Annotated in this window: 14 protein-coding genes; 12 read left to right on the top strand and 2 right to left on the bottom strand. The window is 69.0% G+C overall.

The window, feature by feature from the left end; all coding sequences use genetic code 11:
• Nucleotides 1-97 precede the first annotated feature (97 nt).
• The 6 genes from QTH86_RS08350 to opgC all read left to right on the top strand — a co-directional run bounded on the left by QTH86_RS08350 (nucleotide 98) and on the right by opgC (nucleotide 7,280).
• Complete coding sequence (locus QTH86_RS08350; RefSeq protein ID WP_286645137.1) at nucleotides 98-2,074, top strand: DNA topoisomerase IV subunit B; 1,977 nt, start codon at nucleotides 98-100, stop codon at nucleotides 2,072-2,074.
• A 40-nt stretch (nucleotides 2,075-2,114) separates the two neighbouring features.
• Nucleotides 2,115-2,927: a lytic transglycosylase domain-containing protein gene (locus QTH86_RS08345; RefSeq protein ID WP_286645138.1), complete on the top strand. Its 813-nt coding sequence runs from the start codon at nucleotides 2,115-2,117 to the stop codon at nucleotides 2,925-2,927.
• A gap of 34 nt (nucleotides 2,928-2,961) precedes the next feature.
• Nucleotides 2,962-5,346, top strand: coding sequence for a DNA topoisomerase IV subunit A (gene parC, locus QTH86_RS08340; RefSeq protein WP_286645139.1), 2,385 nt, complete (start codon nucleotides 2,962-2,964; stop codon nucleotides 5,344-5,346).
• A gap of 16 nt (nucleotides 5,347-5,362) precedes the next feature.
• On the top strand, nucleotides 5,363-5,551 hold the full coding sequence (locus tag QTH86_RS08335; RefSeq protein ID WP_286645140.1) for a hypothetical protein: 189 nt from the start codon (nucleotides 5,363-5,365) through the stop codon (nucleotides 5,549-5,551).
• Nucleotides 5,552-5,632: 81 nt separating this feature from the next.
• Nucleotides 5,633-5,950, top strand: a complete 318-nt coding sequence (locus QTH86_RS08330) for a hypothetical protein (RefSeq protein ID WP_286645141.1) — start codon at nucleotides 5,633-5,635, stop codon at nucleotides 5,948-5,950.
• 172 nt (nucleotides 5,951-6,122) lie between these two features.
• Nucleotides 6,123-7,280, top strand: a complete 1,158-nt coding sequence (gene opgC, locus QTH86_RS08325) for an OpgC domain-containing protein (RefSeq protein WP_286645142.1) — start codon at nucleotides 6,123-6,125, stop codon at nucleotides 7,278-7,280.
• Between the two features lie 23 nt (nucleotides 7,281-7,303).
• Here opgC and QTH86_RS08320 read toward each other — a convergent pair whose 3' ends face one another.
• Complete coding sequence (locus QTH86_RS08320; protein WP_286645143.1) at nucleotides 7,304-8,176, bottom strand: LysR family transcriptional regulator; 873 nt, start codon at nucleotides 8,174-8,176, stop codon at nucleotides 7,304-7,306.
• A 75-nt stretch (nucleotides 8,177-8,251) separates the two neighbouring features.
• On the opposite strand from QTH86_RS08320, the gene QTH86_RS08315 reads away from it, so the two are divergent.
• The 5 genes from QTH86_RS08315 to QTH86_RS08295 all read left to right on the top strand — a co-directional run bounded on the left by QTH86_RS08315 (nucleotide 8,252) and on the right by QTH86_RS08295 (nucleotide 13,247).
• Entirely contained in the window at nucleotides 8,252-9,121 is an 870-nt protein-coding gene (locus tag QTH86_RS08315; protein ID WP_286645144.1) for an HpcH/HpaI aldolase/citrate lyase family protein, read from the top strand.
• Between the two features lie 100 nt (nucleotides 9,122-9,221).
• Nucleotides 9,222-10,175 (top strand): tripartite tricarboxylate transporter substrate binding protein, encoded by a 954-nt coding sequence (locus QTH86_RS08310; protein ID WP_286646737.1) that lies wholly within the window; start codon nucleotides 9,222-9,224, stop codon nucleotides 10,173-10,175.
• 14 nt (nucleotides 10,176-10,189) lie between these two features.
• Nucleotides 10,190-11,386, top strand: a complete 1,197-nt coding sequence (locus QTH86_RS08305) for a CoA transferase (protein WP_286645145.1) — start codon at nucleotides 10,190-10,192, stop codon at nucleotides 11,384-11,386.
• 3 nt (nucleotides 11,387-11,389) lie between these two features.
• Nucleotides 11,390-12,265, top strand: coding sequence for an amidohydrolase family protein (locus QTH86_RS08300; RefSeq protein WP_444813628.1), 876 nt, complete (start codon nucleotides 11,390-11,392; stop codon nucleotides 12,263-12,265).
• Between the two features lie 22 nt (nucleotides 12,266-12,287).
• Nucleotides 12,288-13,247 carry a Bug family tripartite tricarboxylate transporter substrate binding protein gene (locus QTH86_RS08295; RefSeq protein ID WP_286645147.1) on the top strand — a complete coding sequence of 320 codons (960 nt, stop codon included), beginning with the start codon at nucleotides 12,288-12,290 and terminating at the stop codon, nucleotides 13,245-13,247.
• Between the two features lie 3 nt (nucleotides 13,248-13,250).
• Here QTH86_RS08295 and QTH86_RS08290 read toward each other — a convergent pair whose 3' ends face one another.
• Nucleotides 13,251-14,348 carry an MBL fold metallo-hydrolase gene (locus QTH86_RS08290; protein ID WP_286645148.1) on the bottom strand — a complete coding sequence of 366 codons (1,098 nt, stop codon included), beginning with the start codon at nucleotides 14,346-14,348 and terminating at the stop codon, nucleotides 13,251-13,253.
• 129 nt (nucleotides 14,349-14,477) lie between these two features.
• Here QTH86_RS08290 and QTH86_RS08285 point away from each other — a divergent pair, with 129 nt between their 5' ends.
• Nucleotides 14,478-17,978, top strand: coding sequence for a patatin-like phospholipase domain-containing protein (locus QTH86_RS08285; protein ID WP_286645149.1), 3,501 nt, complete (start codon nucleotides 14,478-14,480; stop codon nucleotides 17,976-17,978).
• The last annotated feature ends 5 nt before the right edge of the window (nucleotides 17,979-17,983 follow it).

Genomic DNA, 17,983 nt, shown 5'->3' with positions numbered 1-17,983 from the left:
TATTTCGTCCGGTTCGCGATGCGGTGGGCGCATCGATCGGCAGGGTACTGTATGAGCATCCAGTCCCCCGGCGCGTTGCTCACTACAATCCGCCCCCATGGCGACTTCCCCCAAGACTCTCCCCGAATACTCCGAAGGCTCGATCCGCGTCCTCAAGGGCCTCGAGCCGGTCAAGCAGCGTCCGGGCATGTACACCCGGACCGACAACCCCCTGCACATCATCCAGGAAGTGCTCGACAACGCGGCCGACGAAGCGTTGGCGGGCTATGGCAAGAAGATCAAGGTCACGCTGCACACCGACGGTTCGGTCGGCATCGAGGACGACGGCCGCGGCATTCCCTTTGGCCTGCACCCCGAAGAAAAGGCGCCCGTCGTCGAACTCGTGTTCACCCGGCTGCATGCCGGCGGCAAGTTCGACAAGGGCTCGGGCGGCGCCTACAGCTTCTCGGGCGGCCTGCACGGCGTGGGCGTGTCGGTGACCAATGCGCTGTCGAAGCGGCTGGAGGTCGTGTCGCACCGTGAGGGTTCGGTGGCCCAGCTGGCCTTCTCGGCCGGCGACGTGATCGAGCCGCTGCAGATCCGACCGCAGACCGGCGGCGACCGCAAGCAGGGCACCACGGTGCGCGCCTGGCCCGACGCCAAGTACTTCGAGGTGGCGACGCTGCCGATGCACGAGTTGACGCACCTCTTGCGCAGCAAGGCCGTGCTGATGCCGGGCGTGAGCGTCACGCTGGTCAACGAGAAGAGCGGCGACACCCAGACCTGGCTCTACAAGGGCGGCCTGCGCGACTACCTGATGCAGACGCTCAACGGCGAGCCGGTCATCCCGCTGTTCGAAGGCGCCGGCCATGCCGACAAGAACGCCGACAACTTCGCCGAAGGCGAGGGCGCCGACTGGTGCGTGGCCTTCACCGAAGACGGCCAGCCGGTGCGCGAGAGCTACGTCAACCTGATCCCGACCAGCGCCGGCGGCACGCACGAGAGCGGTCTGCGCGACGGCCTGTTCACGGCGGTCAAGAGCTTCATCGAGTTCCACTCGCTGCTGCCCAAGGGCGTGAAGCTGCTGCCCGAAGACGTGTTTGCGCGTGCCTCGTACGTGCTGAGCGCCAAGGTGCTCGACCCGCAGTTCCAGGGCCAGATCAAGGAACGCCTGAATTCGCGCGACGCGGTGCGCCTGGTGTCGAGCTTCGTGCGCCCGGCGCTGGAGCTGTGGCTCAACCAGCACGTCGACTACGGCAAGAAGCTGGCCGAACTCGCGATCAAGGCCGCGCAGACCCGGCAGAAGGCCGGCCAGAAGGTCGAGAAGCGCAAGGGCTCGGGCGTGGCCGTGCTGCCGGGCAAGCTGACCGACTGCGAAAGCAAGGACATCAGCCACAACGAGGTCTTCCTGGTCGAGGGCGATTCCGCCGGCGGCAGCGCCAAGATGGGCCGCGACAAGGAGTCGCAGGCGGTGCTGCCGCTGCGCGGCAAGGTGCTCAACACCTGGGAGGTGGAGCGCGACCGGCTCTTCGCCAACACCGAGATCCACGACATCTCGGTGGCCATCGGCGTCGACCCGCACGGCCCCAACGACACGCCCGACATGAGCGGGTTGCGCTACGGCAAGGTCTGCATCCTGTCCGATGCCGACGTCGATGGCTCGCACATCCAGGTCCTGCTGCTCACGCTGTTCTTCCGCCACTTCCCGAAGCTGATTGAGACCGGCCACGTCTACGTCGCCAAGCCGCCGCTGTTCCGCATCGACGCACCGGCGCGCGGCAAGAAGCCAGCGTCCAAGGTGTATGCGCTGGACGAGGGCGAACTGGTCGCCACGCTCGACAAGCTGCGCAAGGATGGCGTCAAGGAAGGCGCCTGGAGCATCAGCCGCTTCAAGGGCCTGGGCGAAATGAGTGCGGAACAATTGTGGGAAACCACGCTCAATCCGGACACGCGCCGTCTGCTGCAGGTCGGCCTCGGCCGGCTGGCCTTCGGCGAAACCGAAGGCGAGATCACCAAGCTGATGGGCAAGGGCGAGGCCGCCGCGCGACGCGAACTCATGGAAATCCGGGCCGATGACATCGAGATCGATGTCTGACGGCGCTCATCGACGAATCCACCGACCGAACGAATCCTTGATGTCCGCATCCCGCTTCCGAACCCTGCTGGCGAGCCTCGTGCTGATCGCCGCGCCGGTGTTCGCGCATGCCGCCGACATCTACGGCTATGTCGACGCGCAGGGCGTGGCGCACTTCGCTGCTGAGAAGCTCGATGCGCGTTACCAGCTCTTCTTCAAGGGCGGGCAGCAGTTCGACACGGCCGACGGCATCGCGCCGCTGGGCATCGCGCGGGCACCGAAAGGCGCCGACGGCGGCAGCGTGACGCCGGCCGCCCAGACGCTGCTGGCGCTGTTCGAGGCCTCGCCCAATTACAAGGTTGCCAAGGCCGCGCTGCGCGACGCAGCGCGCACGCATTCGATCGACTACGAGCTGTTGCAGGCGCTGGTCGCCACCGAGTCGGGCTTCGACGCGCAGGCCGTGTCGCCCAAGGGCGCGCTCGGCCTGATGCAGCTGATGCCCGGCACGGCCGAGCGCTACGGCGTGCGCGGCGACAAGCGCAAGACGCAAGAGGCCAAGCTGTTCGACCCGCGCATCAACATCACCGCGGGCGCCCGCTACCTGGACCACCTGATCGAGCTGTTCGAAGGCCAGATCGAGCTGGCGCTGGCCGCTTACAACGCTGGCGAGGGGGCGGTGCAGCGCGCCGGCAACAAGATCCCGAACTACCGCGAGACGCAGAACTACGTGAAGACCGTGCTGCAGCTCTACGCGTATCTCAAGCCTGGCATGACCACCGGCCACGGCCAGGCGCCGGGCCGGGTGCGCATGGAAATCGCCGCGCCGCGCGCCGCGGCCGAAGGCATCGACACGGCCCCGCCGGCCACCGAATAGACACGACAGACAGAGTCAGAAAAGCCAACAAGACATGGACGACCAACCCACGCTCGACCTCCCGAACCCCGAAGACCCCAACGCGCTGACGCTGGCCGACTACGCGCAGACCGCCTACCTCGAATACGCGCTCAGCGTGGTCAAGGGCCGCGCGCTGCCCGACGTGAGCGACGGCCAGAAGCCGGTGCAGCGCCGCATCCTCTATTCGATGTCGCGCATGGGCCTGGGCTTCGGCGGCACCAACGGCACGGTCGGTGCCAAGCCGGTGAAGAGCGCGCGCGTGGTCGGCGATGTGCTCGGCCGCTTCCACCCGCACAGCGACCAGGCCGCGTACGACGCACTGGTGCGCATGGCGCAGGATTTCTCGCAGCGCTACCCGCTGGTCGACGGCCAGGGCAACTTCGGCAGCCGCGACGGCGACGGCGCTGCGGCCATGCGGTACACGGAAGCACGCCTCGCACGCATCACGAGCCTGCTGCTCGACGAGATCGACGAAGGCACGGTCGACTTCATTCCCAACTACGACGGCAGCACCGAGGAGCCGCGCCTCTTGCCCGCGCGCCTGCCCTTCGTGCTGCTCAACGGCGCGAGCGGCATCGCGGTCGGCCTGGCCACGGAAATCCCGAGCCACAACCTGCGCGAGATCGCCGACGCCTGCGTCGCGCTCATCAAGTCGAACGGCAAGCTGAGCGACGAAGAGCTGCTGCAGATCGTGCCCGGCCCCGACTACCCCGGCGGCGCGCAGATCATCAGCAGTGCGAGCGACATCGCCGACGCCTACCGCACCGGCCGCGGCTCGCTCAAGGTGCGCGCGCGCTGGAAGATCGAGGACCTGGCGCGAGGCCAGTGGCAGCTGGTGGTCAACGAGCTGCCGCCGGGCGTCAGCACGCAGAAGGTGCTCGAAGAGATCGAAGAGCTGACCAACCCGAAGATCAAGGCCGGCAAGAAGGCGCTGTCGACCGAGCAGGTGCAGGTCAAGGCCGCCATCCTGTCGGTGCTCGACGTGGTGCGCGACGAGTCGAGCAAGGACGCCGCGGTGCGCCTGGTGTTCGAGCCCAAGACCTCGCGCATCAGCCAGGAAGAATTCATCACCACGCTGCTGGCGCAGACCTCGCTGGAGAGCTCGTCGTCGATCAACCTCACGATGGTCGGCATCGACGGCAAGCCGGTGCAGAAGTCGATGCGGCAGATGCTCAACGAGTGGATCGCCTTCCGCGAGGTCACCGTCGAGAAGCGCTCGAAGCACCGCCTGGGCAAGGTGCTCGACCGCATCCACATCCTCGAAGGCCGGCAGCTGGTGCTGCTGAACATCGACGAGGTGATCGCGATCATCCGCGCGGCCGACGACCCGAAGGCCGCGCTCATCGCGCGCTTCAACCTGAGCGAACGCCAGGCCGAAGACATCCTCGAGATCCGCCTGCGCCAACTGGCGCGGCTGGAAGCCATCAAGATCGAGCAGGAACTCAAGGGCCTGCGCGAAGAGCAGAAGAAGCTGGAAGACATCCTCGGCAGCCCGGCCGCGCTGCGCCGCCTGCTGGTCAAGGAAATCGAGGCCGATGCCAAGACCTTCGAAGACGCACGCCGCACGCTGATCCAGGCCGAGAAGCGCGCCGTGGCCGAAGTGAAGGTGGTCGACGAACCGGTGACCGTCATCGTGTCGCAGAAGGGCTGGGTCCGCACGCAGAAGGGCTGGGCCAGCGAGAAGGCGGCGAACGGCGCGCCGGCCGAGTACAGCTTCAAGTCCGGCGACACACTCTACGGCGCCTTCGAATGCCGCAGCGTCGACACGCTGCTGGTCTTCGGCACCGCCAAGGACAAGACGGTGCGCGTCTACACCGTGCCGGTCGCGTCGCTGCCAGGCGGCCGCGGCGACGGCCAGCCGGTCACCACGCTCATCGAGCTCGACAGCGGCACGCAGCTGGCGCACTACTTTGCGGGCCCGGTGGGCGCGCAGCTGCTGCTGTCGAACAGCGGCGGCTATGGATTCATCGCTTCGGTCGAGAACATGATGTCGCGCCAGCGCGGCGGCAAGGCCTTCATCGACGTGGGCGAGGGCGAGCAGCTCTGCCGTCCGTCGCTGGTCGGCGGCGCGAGCGGCGCCGAGCCGATGCCGGCCGCGACGCACGTGGCCTGCGCATCGACCGGCGGCCGCATCCTGACCTTCGACATCACCGAACTCAAGGCGCTGCCCAAGGGCGGCCGCGGGCTCACGCTGATCGACCTGGAAGCCAAGGACACGCTGGCGGGTGCCGCGGCCTATACGCGCAGCGTGAAGATCGAAGGCATCGGCCGTGGCGGCAAGGAACGCGACGAGACGCTCGAGATCCGTTCGCTCAACAATGCCAAGGCGGCGCGCGGCCGCAAGGGCAAGGCCGCCGACCTGGGCTTCAAGCCGGCGCAGATCACGCGGGTGCAGTGACGGAGCGACACACACCATGGGCAACATCGACTTCAGCACCATCGGCCTGGTGATCGCCGTGGCCACCGGCATCGGCAGCTACTTTCTCGGTCGCCACCTGCGCAAGGGGCGCGCCGAGAAGAAGCAGATCAAGCAACGTGCGGCCGAGTTCGCCACCCAGAGCCGGCAGGTGCGGCGGGCGCGCGAACGCAGCGCGCGCAAATGAGCGGATGCGCTGCAGGTGTCGCAACTTTCTGACGCATCGCTCGGCGGGCCTTGGCAATAATGGGTGTCAGCAGGAGCACCCATGAACAACGATGACGACAACCTCGACGTGACCGCCAAGCTGGCTTTCGACCTCAACCTGGCGCTGTACCTGGACCTGGTGGCGGTGCTCGAGAAAGCGGGCGTCGTGACCTATCGCCAGATGGCCGCACGCGTGCTGAACATCGCCATGGATGCCGCGGACGACGGCGACCTGCCGCTGTCGACCGCGCTCGAGGGCATCGCGAAGGGCTTTGCGGGGCACGGCGACGGTCTGTCGATCGGGCTCATGAAGGCGGCGCGCGACGTGCGCAACGACGAGGCGCTCGGCGACATCCCGATGCGGCCCGACGAGGGCTGAACAACGCCTGCGGGCCCGGCCGCTGTGAGACACGGCCGACGCCCGAATACGCATCGCACCGGCAGGGTCGGCAGCGGCCGGAACCCCCGGCGCCGGTCTTTCATCGGCACCATGGACCATCGGACGACGCCGCCGCGCGATTCGTTCTCACCCACCCGGTCCACGGCACGCCATGAAACGACTCTGGGAACTCGACGCCGCGCGCGGTCTGATGCTGGTGCTGATGACGATCACGCATGTGCCGTCGCGCCTGACCGACCCGGTCGGCCAGCCCTTCGGCTTCGTGTCGGCCGCCGAGGGCTTCGTGTTGATGTCGGCCTTCGTGTCGGGCCTGGTCTATGGCCGCATCGGCTACACGCGCGGCGTCGACACCATGCGCAGCGGCTTCTGGCAACGCGCGCTCAAGATCTACTTCAGCCAGGCGGCGCTGCTGCTCTTCGTCTTCACCGTCATCGTGGCGCTCGGGCTGAAGCTCGACCAGCCCGCGGTCAAGGAGATGATCAAGTACTACCTCGCCAACCCCCACGAGGGCCTGCTGTTCTCGCTGTTGCTGGTCTACCAGCCGGCCTTCCTCGACATCCTGCCGATGTACATCCTTTTCATGCTGATGAGCCCGTGGGTGATCGCCTTCGCGATGCGTCACGGCTGGTCGTGGCCGATCGCCGTCAGCGCGACGCTGTGGGCGATGTCGCAGTTCGGCACCACGCACTGGATGTACGAGGTGACCAGCACGGCCCTGCACATCCCGGTGCCCTACGACGAGACCGGCTCCTTCGACACCTTCTCGTGGCAGTTCCTCTGGTTCTTCGGCATGTGGATGGGGGCGAGCCGCAGCGCACCGGACGCGCAACCCTTCGTCTTCCCGCGGTGGGTCCTCGGCGCGGCCGTGGCGATCGCTGTGGCCTGTTTCGCGTGGCGGCACTTCGGCCCGACCGGGCAGGCCCCGTTCGGCGATGATGCGGGGCTCAACCTGCTGTTCGACAAGTGGCACCTCGGGCCCTTGCGCTTGCTCAACCTCGCGGCCCTGGGCATCGTCGCGATCCGCTTCGGCCCGCCGCTGCTCGCGCGACTGCCGCGTCCGCGCTGGCTGGAGGACATGGGCTCGGCCTCGTTGCCGGTCTTCTGCGCGCATCTGGTGGCCGTGTTCGTCGTGGTGTCGCTCACGGGCGGCGGCTACGCCGCGCTGCCCTACGGCGCAGACCTGCTCATCCTCGGCGCCGTGTTCGTGGTGCTCTATGCGGTCGCGCGTGCGGTGCTGCGTTGGGAGGCCGGACGCGGCGTGGCGGGCAAGAGGCCGATTGCACGGGCAGGCGGAGCGCAGGCGCATTAGACGCGTGGCCCGCCCGGCCCGTTTCACACCACGCGAAGGCCGGCTGCGCTCTGGACCAGGCTCTGGATCAGGCGAAGGCGCGGCGACGCGCGCTGCCACAGGATGCCGAACCGCCTGGGCTCGGAGGGCAGGGGCAGCGGAATCTTCGCGACGTGCTGACGGTCGAGCAGGGGTGACGCGATGTCCGGGACCACCGACACGCCCAGGCCGCGGTCGACCATCATGGCGATCGCCAGCAACGAGCTGAGTTCGAAACGTTCCTGCGGCACGATGCCCGCGGCGCGCAGGTAGCGATCGGCCTGCTTGCCACCGCCCAGACTGCGGTCGTAGCGGATCAGCGGCGATGTGCGCAGGAGCTCGTGCGGGTCGCGCCGCGCCAGCCGGCTCGACGCCAGCAGGACCAGCGGCTCCTCGCGCAGCGGCATCCAGTCGAAGGTCTTGGCCAGGGCGAACGGTGGATAGAGGCACACCGCCGCATCGAGCTCGCCTTGCTGGACGGCCTTGTAGAGCAGGGCGGTCGTGCCCGACTGCAGGAACACCTTGACGCCGGGATTCGTCTTCACGAAGGCCGCGAGGATGTCCGGCAGCATGCCGTGCAAGGCGGTGTTGATCGTGCCGACGAGCAGTTCGCCGCCGGCTGCCTCGCTGCCCAGCACCGCCTTGAGGTCGCTGACCTCGCGCAGCAGGTTGCGCGCCCGCTGCACGAGCTGGTGCCCCGCCTCGGTCGGCTGCACCGTCCGGCCGGCGCGGGCCAGCAGCGGTACGTGCAGTTCACGCTCCAGCGCGCGGATCTGCTGCGCCACGGCGGCGGGGGTCAGGTCGAGCCGCCGGGCGGCCTCCGACATGGAGCCGGAGTCCACCACCAGAAGAAAGCTGTGCAGGTAGGCGGTTTCCATGAAGATACATTTTCTATCCTCTGATCATAGAAGGCATGTGTTTTTCTTTTCTCATGAACGGCAGAGACTGCCTGCATGAGAAGCAAGCTGTTCGTTCCGGGCACACGGCCCGAGTTGTTCGCCAAGGCCCTGGGCAGTGCCGCCGATGGCATCTGCATCGACCTCGAGGACGCCGTGTCCGAGCCGCGCAAGGACGAAGCCCGCGACATCGTCCGGCAGCTGTTGCAGGGCGGTGAAGCGGCCGCCAGCGGCAAGACGCTGATCGTTCGCGTCAACGCGATGGACACGCCGCACTTCGAGCGGGACATGGCGGCGGTGGCCCAGCCCGGCGTGCACCTGATCAATCTGCCGAAGCCGGCGAGCGCGGCGCACGTGTGCGCGGCGATCGACGCCCTGGAGCGCGCGGAGCTGGCCAACGGCGTGCGCTCGCCCATCGGCATGCTGCTGAACATCGAGACACCCTCGGCGCTGCGCCTGGCGTCGGAACTCGCGCTGGCCCATCCGCGCGTCAAGGGCCTGCAACTGGGCCTGGGGGACCTGTTCGAGCCCCTGGGCATCGCCCGACGCGAACCGGCCGCGATCCAGCAGGCGATGTTCGCCGTGCGCATCGCCGCCGGCGAGGCCGGGGTGTACGCCTACGACAGTGCCTTCGCCGACATTGCCGACGCCGCGGGCTACCGCGCCGAGGCGATGCTGGCGCGCCATCTCGGCTTTCTCGGCAAGACCTGCATCCATCCCAGCCAGGTCGCCGTCGCCAACGAGGTCTTCCGACCGACCGACGAAGAGATCGCCCATGCCCGCAAGGTGGTCGAGGCGACCCGCGAGGCCGATGCGCGGGGCCTGGGCGCCTACGTGGTGGACGGCCGAATGATCGATGTCCCCTTCGTGATCCGGGCGCGCGCCATTGTCGAGAGCGCGCGAAGCCTCGGGCTGCTGAACGACTGAAGAGGCCGGGCTCGCCGCGTACGAGCGCAGATGCCATGACTACCAAAACCAGGAGACAACACCGATGCACACACCCTTTCGCCTTCCACGCCACGCCTTGATGGCGGCTGCCGTCGTGAGCACCTGCCTGTTCGGCAGCGCCGCCCTGGCGCAGGACGCCTACCCCTCGAAGCCCGTCACGATCGTCGTGCCGTACCCGGCCGGCGGATCGAACGACACCTTTGCGCGCCAGGTCGCCAAGGAACTGGGCGAGAGCCTGAAACAGCCGGTGATCATCGACAACCGTCCGGGCGCGAGCGGCAACACCGGCACGGCGCAGGTGGCGCGCGCGGCCGCCGATGGCTACACGCTGGTGGCCGTGTCGTCGAGCATGACGACCAACGCGGCGGTGCAGTCCAAGTTGCCCTTCGACCCGGTGAAGGGCCTCGCGCCGGTGGCCATGTTCGCGAAGGGCCCGTTCATCGTCGCCGTCAACAACGACTTTCCCGCGAAGACACCCGCCGAATTGATCGCGGCCATCAAGGCCAAGCCGGGCCAGTACAACTACGCGTCGTCCGGGTCGGGCAGCGTCAACCAGTTCGGCACCGAACTGCTCAAGGCCAAGGTGGGCGACCTGCAGATCGCGCATATCCCGTACAAGGGCATGGGCCCGGCGGTGACCGACCTGGTCGGCAACCAGACGCAGTTGCTCATCTCCAGCGGGCCGTCGCTGCTCCCGATGGTGCGTGCGGGCAAGCTGCGCGCCATCGGCATCACGAGCCTGAAGCCCAGCCCGATCGCACCCGACCTCACGCCGATGGCTGTCGCCGTGCCGGGCTACGAATTCGAACTCTGGTGGGGCCTGCTGGCGCCGGCCGGCACGCCGCCCGACGTGGTCGCCAAGCTCAATGCCGCGGTCAACCAGATCCTCGCCAAGCCCGCTGTCGCCGGCAACTTCCTGCGCGAAGGCGCCATTGCCACGCCGATGTCGCCCGCACAGTTCGGCACCGTCATCGCCGAGGACGTCGAGCGCTGGAAGCGGCTGGCCAAGCAGCAGAACATCACCGCCGACTGAGAAAGAGAATCGCCATGAGCACCGACGCGAACCACGAGGGCGTGGGCCTGCCACCACGCAGCGGGCCCACCGGCCCGCTGAGCGGCCTGCGGGTGCTCGACCTGAGCGCCTACATCGCCGGCCCCTACGGTTGTTCGTTGCTTGCGGACCAGGGCGCGGAGGTCATCAAGATCGAGCCCCCGACCGGCGACAACCTGCGCAAGTACCCCTCGACGCTCGAAGCGGAGAGCCGCGCTTTCGTCGGCGTGAACCGCAGCAAGCTGGGCGTGGTGCTCGACCTGAAGAAGGCGGACGACCTCGCCGCGTTGCGGGACCTGGTGCGTACGGCCGACGTGCTGGTGCACAACTTCCGCCCCAGCGTGCCGCCGCGGCTGGGCATCGCCTACGAGCAACTGAGGCCGGTCAACCCGCGCCTCATCTACTGCGCCGTCACCGGCTACGGCGAGACCGGACCGCTGCGCGAGAAGGCGGGCTACGACCAGGTTCTGCAGACCATGACCGGCATGTGCGCGTTACAGGGCAAGCGCGGCGGGCCACCGGAGATCCTCTATGGTTCGGTGGTCGACTACTACGCCGCCGCGCTGGTGGCGGCCGGCGTGGCATCCGCGCTGTACGAGCGCGAAAAGAGCGGCGAAGGCCAGTATGTCGGCGTGTCCCTGCTGCGCTCGGCCCTGACGATGCAGTCGGCCCGCATGGTGTGGGCCGAAGGCGAGCCGAAGGAGGTGGGGCGCGACATGCGCTCCGGCGGCATCACCGGCCTGCATCCGACGCGCGAGGGCTACCTCTACATCTCGGCCAACACGCCGCACTTCTGGCAGGCGCTGTGCACGAAGGTCGGGTTGCCCGAACTCGCTGCGAACGAGCGCTATGACTCGGTGCGCAAGCGTGCGCAGCACTTCACCGAGATCGTCCCGAAGCTCCATGCCGCGCTGGCGGGGCGCAGCGCCCTGGAGTGGGAAGCGATCTTCGGGGAAGAGGTGCCCTGCGCCGCTGCGCGGACGGTCGAGGACATGTTCGACAACGAGCAGGTGCTGGCCGAGGACATGGTGGCGGAGTTCGCGCACCCCACGCTCGGCTCCTACCGCGGCTTCACCCGGCCAGTGCAGTTCGGCCGGACACCGGGCCCGACGCCTTTTGCCGCGCCGACCCTGGGCCAGCACACACACACCGTGCTGGCCGCGCGCAACGGTGCAGCCGAGACCGACGACTGAGCCATGCACCTCGCGCAGGTCGTTCCGCACAGTGCGGGCACGCACAAGCCCACTCGGGTCGCACCCGAATTCGCATGCGATTCGCACATGCATGTCTATGACCGGCGTTTCGGGGTCCAGGGCGCACCCGACACCCTGATCGACGACGCGACCGCCGACGACTACCGGTTGCTCCAGCGACGCACAGGCACCCAGCGCACGGTGGTGGTGCAGCCGCGCGTGCACGGCACCGACAACAGCGTGACACTGGCGGCCATCCGTGCGCTCGGCGCTGCGCACACACGCGGCGTGGCCGTCGTGCGGCCCGACGTGAGCGACGCCGAACTCGAGCGTCTGCATGCCGGCGGGATCCGCGGCATCCGTTTCACGCTCTACACGCCCACCCATGCGACGACGGATTTCGCCATGGTCGAGCCGCTGGCGCACCGTGTGCACGCCCTGGGCTGGCATGTGCAATTGCACTGGAGTGCGGCGCAGCTGGTCGAGCACGCCGCCTTGCTGGAACGGCTGCCGGGCACCGTCGTGCTCGACCATCTCGCACGCTTGCCGCAACCGGCTCCGCAAGCGCATCCCGCCTTCGGCCTCGTGTGCCGGCTGCTCGACAGGGGCCGCACCTGGATCAAGCTGTCCGGTGCCTACCTCGATTCGACGCTCGGCGCCGAAGGCCGCTATGCCGACACCACGGCCCTCGCGCAGACGTGGGTGCGACGGGCCCCCGAGCGCCTGGTCTGGGGCAGCGACTGGCCGCACCCCACCGAACGCCACCAGGTGCCCGACGACGCGCAGCTCTTCGACCTGCTAGGTGACTGGGTGCCCGACGACGCGACACGGCATCGCGTGCTCGTCGAGAACCCGGCCCGGCTCTATGACTTTCTTTGACCATCCACCAAGAGACATCCGAATGAAGCAACGCATCCTGAAATCGATCGCCGTCCTGGCCGCCTGCGCGCCGCTGCTCGGCTGGGCCGCCTGGCCCGAGAAGCCGATCCGCATGGTCGTGCCCTATGCGGCCGGCGGCGGGGCCGACAACACGGCGCGCATCGTGGCGCAGCAGATGAGCACCGCGCTCGGCCAGCAGATCGTCATCGACAACCGGCCCGGTGCCGGCGGCGTGATCGGTGCCGACAACGTCGCGAAGGCGGCGGCCGACGGCTATACCGTGCTCTACGACGCGTCGGCCTTCTCGGTGAACCCGTCGCTGCGCAAGCTGCCCTTCGATGCGACCAAGGACTTCATCCCGGTCTCGCTGGTGGCCACGGCGCCGCAGATCCTCGTCGTGCCGGTCACCGCGCCCTACAAGACCGTCGCGGAGTTCATTGACTATGCCCGCAAGAACCCCGGCAAGCTGACTTTCGCTTCGGCCGGCGGCGGCACCGGTTCGCACCTGGCGGGCGAGGCCCTGAACGAGCAGGCCAAGCTCAACCTCCTGCACGTGCCGTATAAGGGCGGCGCACCGGCGCTGACCGACGTGATGGGCGAGCAGGTGTCGGCCTACTTCGGCAACGTCGCCTCGACGATCGGCTATGTCAAGGGCGGCAAGCTGCGTGCGCTCGCCGTGAGCTCGCGCCAGCGCGTGCCCAGCCTGCCCGAGACGCCCACGCTCGACGAGTCCGGCTTGCCGGGCTACAACGTGGTCGAGTGGAACGGCGTCTTCCTGCCCAAGGGCACGCCGGCCGACATCGTGCAGCGCTTCGGCAAGGCCGTGCAGGACGCCGTCGCGGACGCCGAGGTCCGCAAGAAGCTGCTGCAGCTCGGGTTGAACCCTGCGGGCACGACGCCGGAGGCCTTCGGCAAATTCGTGCGTGAAGAAATGGGGCGTGTGAACACCCTCGTGCGTGCGCGGAACATCAGGATCGATTGATCCTCAGCGCAACCCCTTCCACCACAGCGCATTCGCACGCGCTTGGCCGATCGTCAGCACCTCGCCGATCTCCGGCGTGGCCAGCGGGATTTTCTCGCGCTCGGTGATCGCGGCGACGCGGTCGAGCGGGTCTTGCCAGGTGTGGAAGGCGAGGTCGAAGGTGCTGTTGTGCACCAGGTACAGCAGCTTGCCGCGCAGGTCCTGGAAGGCCTTCACCGTTTCTTCCGGCGTCATGTGCACCGACGGCCAGTAGGTGTCGTAGGCACCGTTCTCCATCAGCGCGAGGTCGAAGCCGCCGAAGCGTTGGCCGATCTGCGCGAAGCCGGGGAAGTAGCCGGAGTCGCCACTGTAGAAGATGCGCTCGCCGCCGCTCTCGATCACCCACGACGCCCACAGCGTGCTGTCGCGGTCCCACAGCGTGCGGCCCGAGAAATGCTGCGACGGCGTGGCCGTGACCTGCACGTCGCCTTGCCGGCCCTGCTGCCACCAGTCGAACTCCTGGATGCGCCCCGGCGCGACCTTGGCATCGCGCAGCCGCGCACCGACGCCCAGCGGCACGAAGTAGCGCTGCACCCGCTCCCGCAGCGCGTCGATGGCGGCGAGGTCGAGGTGGTCGTAGTGGTCGTGCGACAGGATCAGGCCTTCGATCGGTGGCAGGTCGGCCAGCGTGAGCGGCGGTGCATGGAAGCGCTTCGGCCCGGCCCATTGCACGGGTGACGCGCGCTCGCTGAACACCGGGTCGATCAGCCAGTACTTGCCACGCAGCTTGAGCAGGTGCGACGAGTGGCCCAGCCGCACCACGTGGTTGGCGCCGTTGTCGAGCGCATCGAGCGCTGCGCGGTCGAGCTGTCGCACGGGGATCGGGTCGACCGGCACCGTGCCGGTCTTGTCGGCCGTGAAGAAACGCGACCAGATCTTCCAGCCGCTCTGCGATGGTTGGGCCTGCGGGTTGGGCGGGTTGCGGAAGCGGCAATCGGTGCCGAACTGCGGGGATGCGGCCAGGCTCGCGTCGCAACTGTCGCTGGTGGCGCAACCCGCCGCGAAGAGACCGGCCAGCCCGGCGAGGAGCCAGGCGGCGAGGCGTCGGTGACGCAGTGGCATGAAGGACGTCCGCGATGGTGTGAAGGTGCGCGCGAGCTTAGCGAGCCCGCCTGCCCGGCCTATCCCGTTCGCCACATTGCCCCCTGTCGGCCCCCGTGAAATATTGCGCCCTTCACCGAGAGGAGCCGGATGGACGACACCATCAAGGAACTCGTCAACGAGCGGCGCCGCGCGCTCCATGGCGCGGATGCGGCGGACAGCGGGCGGCGGCCCTGGGGCCTGGCCCTGTCGGGCGGTGGCATCCGCAGCGCGACCTTCTGCCTGGGCCTGCTGAAGTCGCTGGCGCAGCACCGGCAACTGCTGGCCTTCGACCTGCTGTCGACCGTCTCGGGCGGCGGCTACATCGGTTCGACGCTGGGCCGGCTGTGCAGCCGCGCGACCACGCCCGACGACGTGCGCGCGGTGGAGGGCGCCTTCGCCGAGGTTGACAAGGTGCGCTTCGGCTGGTGGCTGCGCGGCAACGGCCGCTACCTGATCCCCGGCGGGATGCGCGACACCTTCTTCGCGGTCGCGCTGTTCCTGCGCAACCTGCTGGGCACGCACATCGAGATCGCCATCGCGGCCACGCTGATCGGGCTGGTGCTGGCTGCGGTCAACCTGGGTGCGTGGGGCGCGGCCGTGGCCTGGGTCGACCTGGGCAACGCAGAGGCGGCACCGCGTGCGCTGCAGATCGCCACCGGCCTGCCGACGCTCTGGCTGCTGGCGCTGGTGCCCTGGGCGCTGTCGATCGTCGCGGCCTGCGCCTACTGGTCGGTGCGCGACCGGCGCGCCTGGCGCCACCTGCTCGGCAACCTGGCGATGTGGTGTGCGCTGGGCGTGGCGGCACGGTGGTTTCAGCCGGTCTTCGAGGACCGCTTCGGCGGCCCGCTCTGGCTGGCGCCGGCCTTCATCGCGTTCTGCGCGGCCTGGGTCGTCGGCCTGGGCTGGGTGATGTGGCGCGGCCGCGACCGCGATGCCGCCACGCTGCGCAACGAGCTCACCGATGCGCTGGCCCGCATGCTGCGCGCCGTGCTGGTGATCGCGCTGCTCGGCGCGCTCGACCGCCTGGCCTGGTGGCTGGCGGCCGAGACGCGCGAGAACCGTGCGTCCTACGGCGCCGTGCTGCTCGTGGCGGCCGCGGCGTTGCGCGGCGTGCTGCCCACCTTCTTCGGCAGCAAGCGCGAGATGCCCGGTCTCGGCAAGCAGTTCCTCATGACGCTGGCCAGCGTGCTCGGCCTGCTCGTCGCCTTCTGCCTGGCCGCCTGGTGGATCGGCGTGCTCTATGCCGGCGTGCTGCTGCCGGTGTTCCGGCCCGACGTCGGGCTGGACTTCGTGCGGGGTTGGGTGTGGCTCGGCACCATCGGTGTGATCGTGGGCACCTATGCGCTGGTCACCGGGCCGCACTTCGCCTTCCTCAACCTGTCGTCGCTGCACATGTTCTACAAGGCGCGCATCGTGCGCGGCTACCTGGGCGCGGCCAACGCGCATCGGCTGGGTGGCGACCCGTTGGGCGACGTGTCGGGCTTGACGCCGCCCGAGGTGCCGGTGGGCCAGGTCGATGCCGGCGACGACCTGCCGCAGCGCGACTACGCGCCGCACCACCAGGGCGGGCCGGTGCACCTCATCAACGTGTGCATCAACCAGACGCACGACCCCAAGCAGAAGCTCTTCAACCGCGATCGCCGCAGCCTGCCGCTGACCATCGGCCCGCGCGGCTGGATGCAGGCCGTGGGCGGGCCGTGGACGCGCGCCCAGGGCGACGACGCGCTCACGCTCGGCGCGTGGGCCGCCATCTCGGGCGCGGCCTTTGCGCCGGGCCTCGGGCGGCTCACCAAGCGCGGCATCGCGGCGCTGTCGGTGTTCGCCGGTCTGCGCCTGGGCTACTGGTGGAACAGCGAGCGCGCCGGCCTGCTGCAGCCGGGCGCGGCCGCGCGCGTGAGCAAGCTGCTGATGAAGACGCGCTTCCTGCTCTACGAATGCTTCGGCGCCTTTCCCGGCAGCGGCTCGGCCAACTGGTACCTGAGCGACGGCGGCCACTTCGAGAACACCGCCGCCTATGCGCTGCTGCGGCAGGAGGCGGAACTGATCGTGGTGGCCGACTGCGGCGCCGACCCCGACTACCGCTTCACCGATCTCGAGATATTGATCCGCCGCGCACGCATCGACCTCAACGCCGACATCCTCTTCCTCAAGCCCTGCTGCGACGCCGACTGGCCCTACAGCGGGCTCTTCGGTTCGCTCAACGACCTGGCCTCGCCGACGAGCCAGGCCTGCCTGGCGCTGGCGCGTGTCGACTACGCGAGCGGGCTGCGCGGGCACATCGTGCTGGTCAAGCCGAACGTCTCGGCCACCCTGCCGGTCGACCTGGTCAACTTCAAGGCGGCCAACCCGCTGTTCCCGCAGCAGCCGACCACCGACCAGTTCTTCGACGAGGCGCAGTGGGAAAGCTATTTCCGCCTGGGCAGCGAGATCGGCCAGCGCATCGACGGCGGTCTGCTCGCGCGCATCGTGCAGGGCACGCAGGGCCTGTTCGAGGCCGACGACGGCCAGCCCATGCAGCCGCCGGCCGCTCCAGGCACGGCCAGCGCCGCCGTGACCATGAGCCGCCTGCAGGCCCGAGTGCTGAAGGCGGGCGCCGTCACCGCGTCCATCGGCCTCGGCACCGCAGTCACGTTCGGCGTCGCGGCCTGGCAGGGCATCGACAGCTGGCGCACACAGGCGGCGGAGAAGCGCGCCGCCGAAGGGCTGGCCTTCAAGGACCTGAGCGAGCGCTGGTCGCGGCTGCGCGTCGACGCACCGCCCGGCGAGGCGCCGGCCTCGCTCGCGGCCGAACTGCTGCGCACAGGCGAGCTGCTGTGCCGCCAGGGCGCCGACAACTTCATGGCCAACTTCAAGCTGTCGGTGAGCATCGTCGACGACGCCAAGGCCGCCTGCCGCCTGGCGCTGGCCAGGGCGCCCGCGACCGGTGACGCCCCGGCCCTGAGCCCGAACCCGGCGTGCACCCGACTGCTCGACGCCAACAACGGCATCGAATGCCTGCAGCCCGCCAGCGCCCCTGCCTGCACGCCGCGCTACTGGGCCCGCGACTACACCGGCACCGTGCCCTCGCTGGAGAACTGCATGGGGTCGCCGTCCGCCACCGGCACCGCGGTCGCTGCATCGACGCCGGCGCCGACCCCGCCCTACAACGCGCCCGTGCCGCCACCGCCCATGACCGGCGCTGCGCCGGGCGCATCGTCGATTGCGCCACCCACCAGCGGTGCCGCGGCACCGGCGCGGCCGACCGCCGCGAGCCGCACCGCCTGCGCCAACGCCACGGTCTACATCCAGGTCTTCGGCCCCGAATCGCTGGATGTGGCCAACGGCTTTCGCGCCCCTTGGCAAGGGCTCGGTGCCAACGTGCCGGCCGTCGAGGATGTGCTGGCGAGTTCGCGCAAGGCCGGTCGTTCGCCACCGACCGGTCACGCCACGCCGACCTTGATCTACCACGGTGAGGCCATGCGCCCCTGTGCCGAGGCGCTCGCTGCCACGGCGGCGGCACCGACCGGACCCTGGCGCCTGACACCGCTGCCGCCGCGACTGAAGGCACAGCCGGGCACGGTCGAGGTCTGGCTGCCGCGGCCGGCACCTCTTGCTGCGGCGATTAATTGAGAACG

The sequence above is a fragment of the Variovorax sp. J2L1-78 genome (genome assembly GCF_030317205.1).
GTDB classification, from domain to species: Bacteria; Pseudomonadota; Gammaproteobacteria; order Burkholderiales; family Burkholderiaceae_C; genus Variovorax; species Variovorax arabinosiphilus.
Note: the sequence above shows the minus strand (reverse complement) of the source record. Positions and strands in the feature narration are given on the sequence as shown.

Bases quoted from the DNA above. Each gene is read 5' to 3' on its own strand.
- QTH86_RS08350 (WP_286645137.1), top strand. From the start codon at position 98: ATGGCGACTTCCCCCAAGACTCTCCCCGAATACTCCGAAGGCTCGATC.
- QTH86_RS08345 (WP_286645138.1), top strand. From the start codon at position 2,115: ATGTCCGCATCCCGCTTCCGAACCCTGCTGGCGAGCCTCGTGCTGATC.
- parC (WP_286645139.1), top strand. From the start codon at position 2,962: ATGGACGACCAACCCACGCTCGACCTCCCGAACCCCGAAGACCCCAAC.
- QTH86_RS08335 (WP_286645140.1), top strand. From the start codon at position 5,363: ATGGGCAACATCGACTTCAGCACCATCGGCCTGGTGATCGCCGTGGCC.
- QTH86_RS08330 (WP_286645141.1), top strand. From the start codon at position 5,633: ATGAACAACGATGACGACAACCTCGACGTGACCGCCAAGCTGGCTTTC.
- opgC (WP_286645142.1), top strand. From the start codon at position 6,123: ATGAAACGACTCTGGGAACTCGACGCCGCGCGCGGTCTGATGCTGGTG.
- QTH86_RS08320 (WP_286645143.1), bottom strand. From the start codon at position 8,176: ATGGAAACCGCCTACCTGCACAGCTTTCTTCTGGTGGTGGACTCCGGC.
- QTH86_RS08315 (WP_286645144.1), top strand. From the start codon at position 8,252: ATGAGAAGCAAGCTGTTCGTTCCGGGCACACGGCCCGAGTTGTTCGCC.
- QTH86_RS08310 (WP_286646737.1), top strand. From the start codon at position 9,222: ATGGCGGCTGCCGTCGTGAGCACCTGCCTGTTCGGCAGCGCCGCCCTG.
- QTH86_RS08305 (WP_286645145.1), top strand. From the start codon at position 10,190: ATGAGCACCGACGCGAACCACGAGGGCGTGGGCCTGCCACCACGCAGC.
- QTH86_RS08300 (WP_444813628.1), top strand. From the start codon at position 11,390: ATGCACCTCGCGCAGGTCGTTCCGCACAGTGCGGGCACGCACAAGCCC.
- QTH86_RS08295 (WP_286645147.1), top strand. From the start codon at position 12,288: ATGAAGCAACGCATCCTGAAATCGATCGCCGTCCTGGCCGCCTGCGCG.
- QTH86_RS08290 (WP_286645148.1), bottom strand. From the start codon at position 14,348: ATGCCACTGCGTCACCGACGCCTCGCCGCCTGGCTCCTCGCCGGGCTG.
- QTH86_RS08285 (WP_286645149.1), top strand. From the start codon at position 14,478: ATGGACGACACCATCAAGGAACTCGTCAACGAGCGGCGCCGCGCGCTC.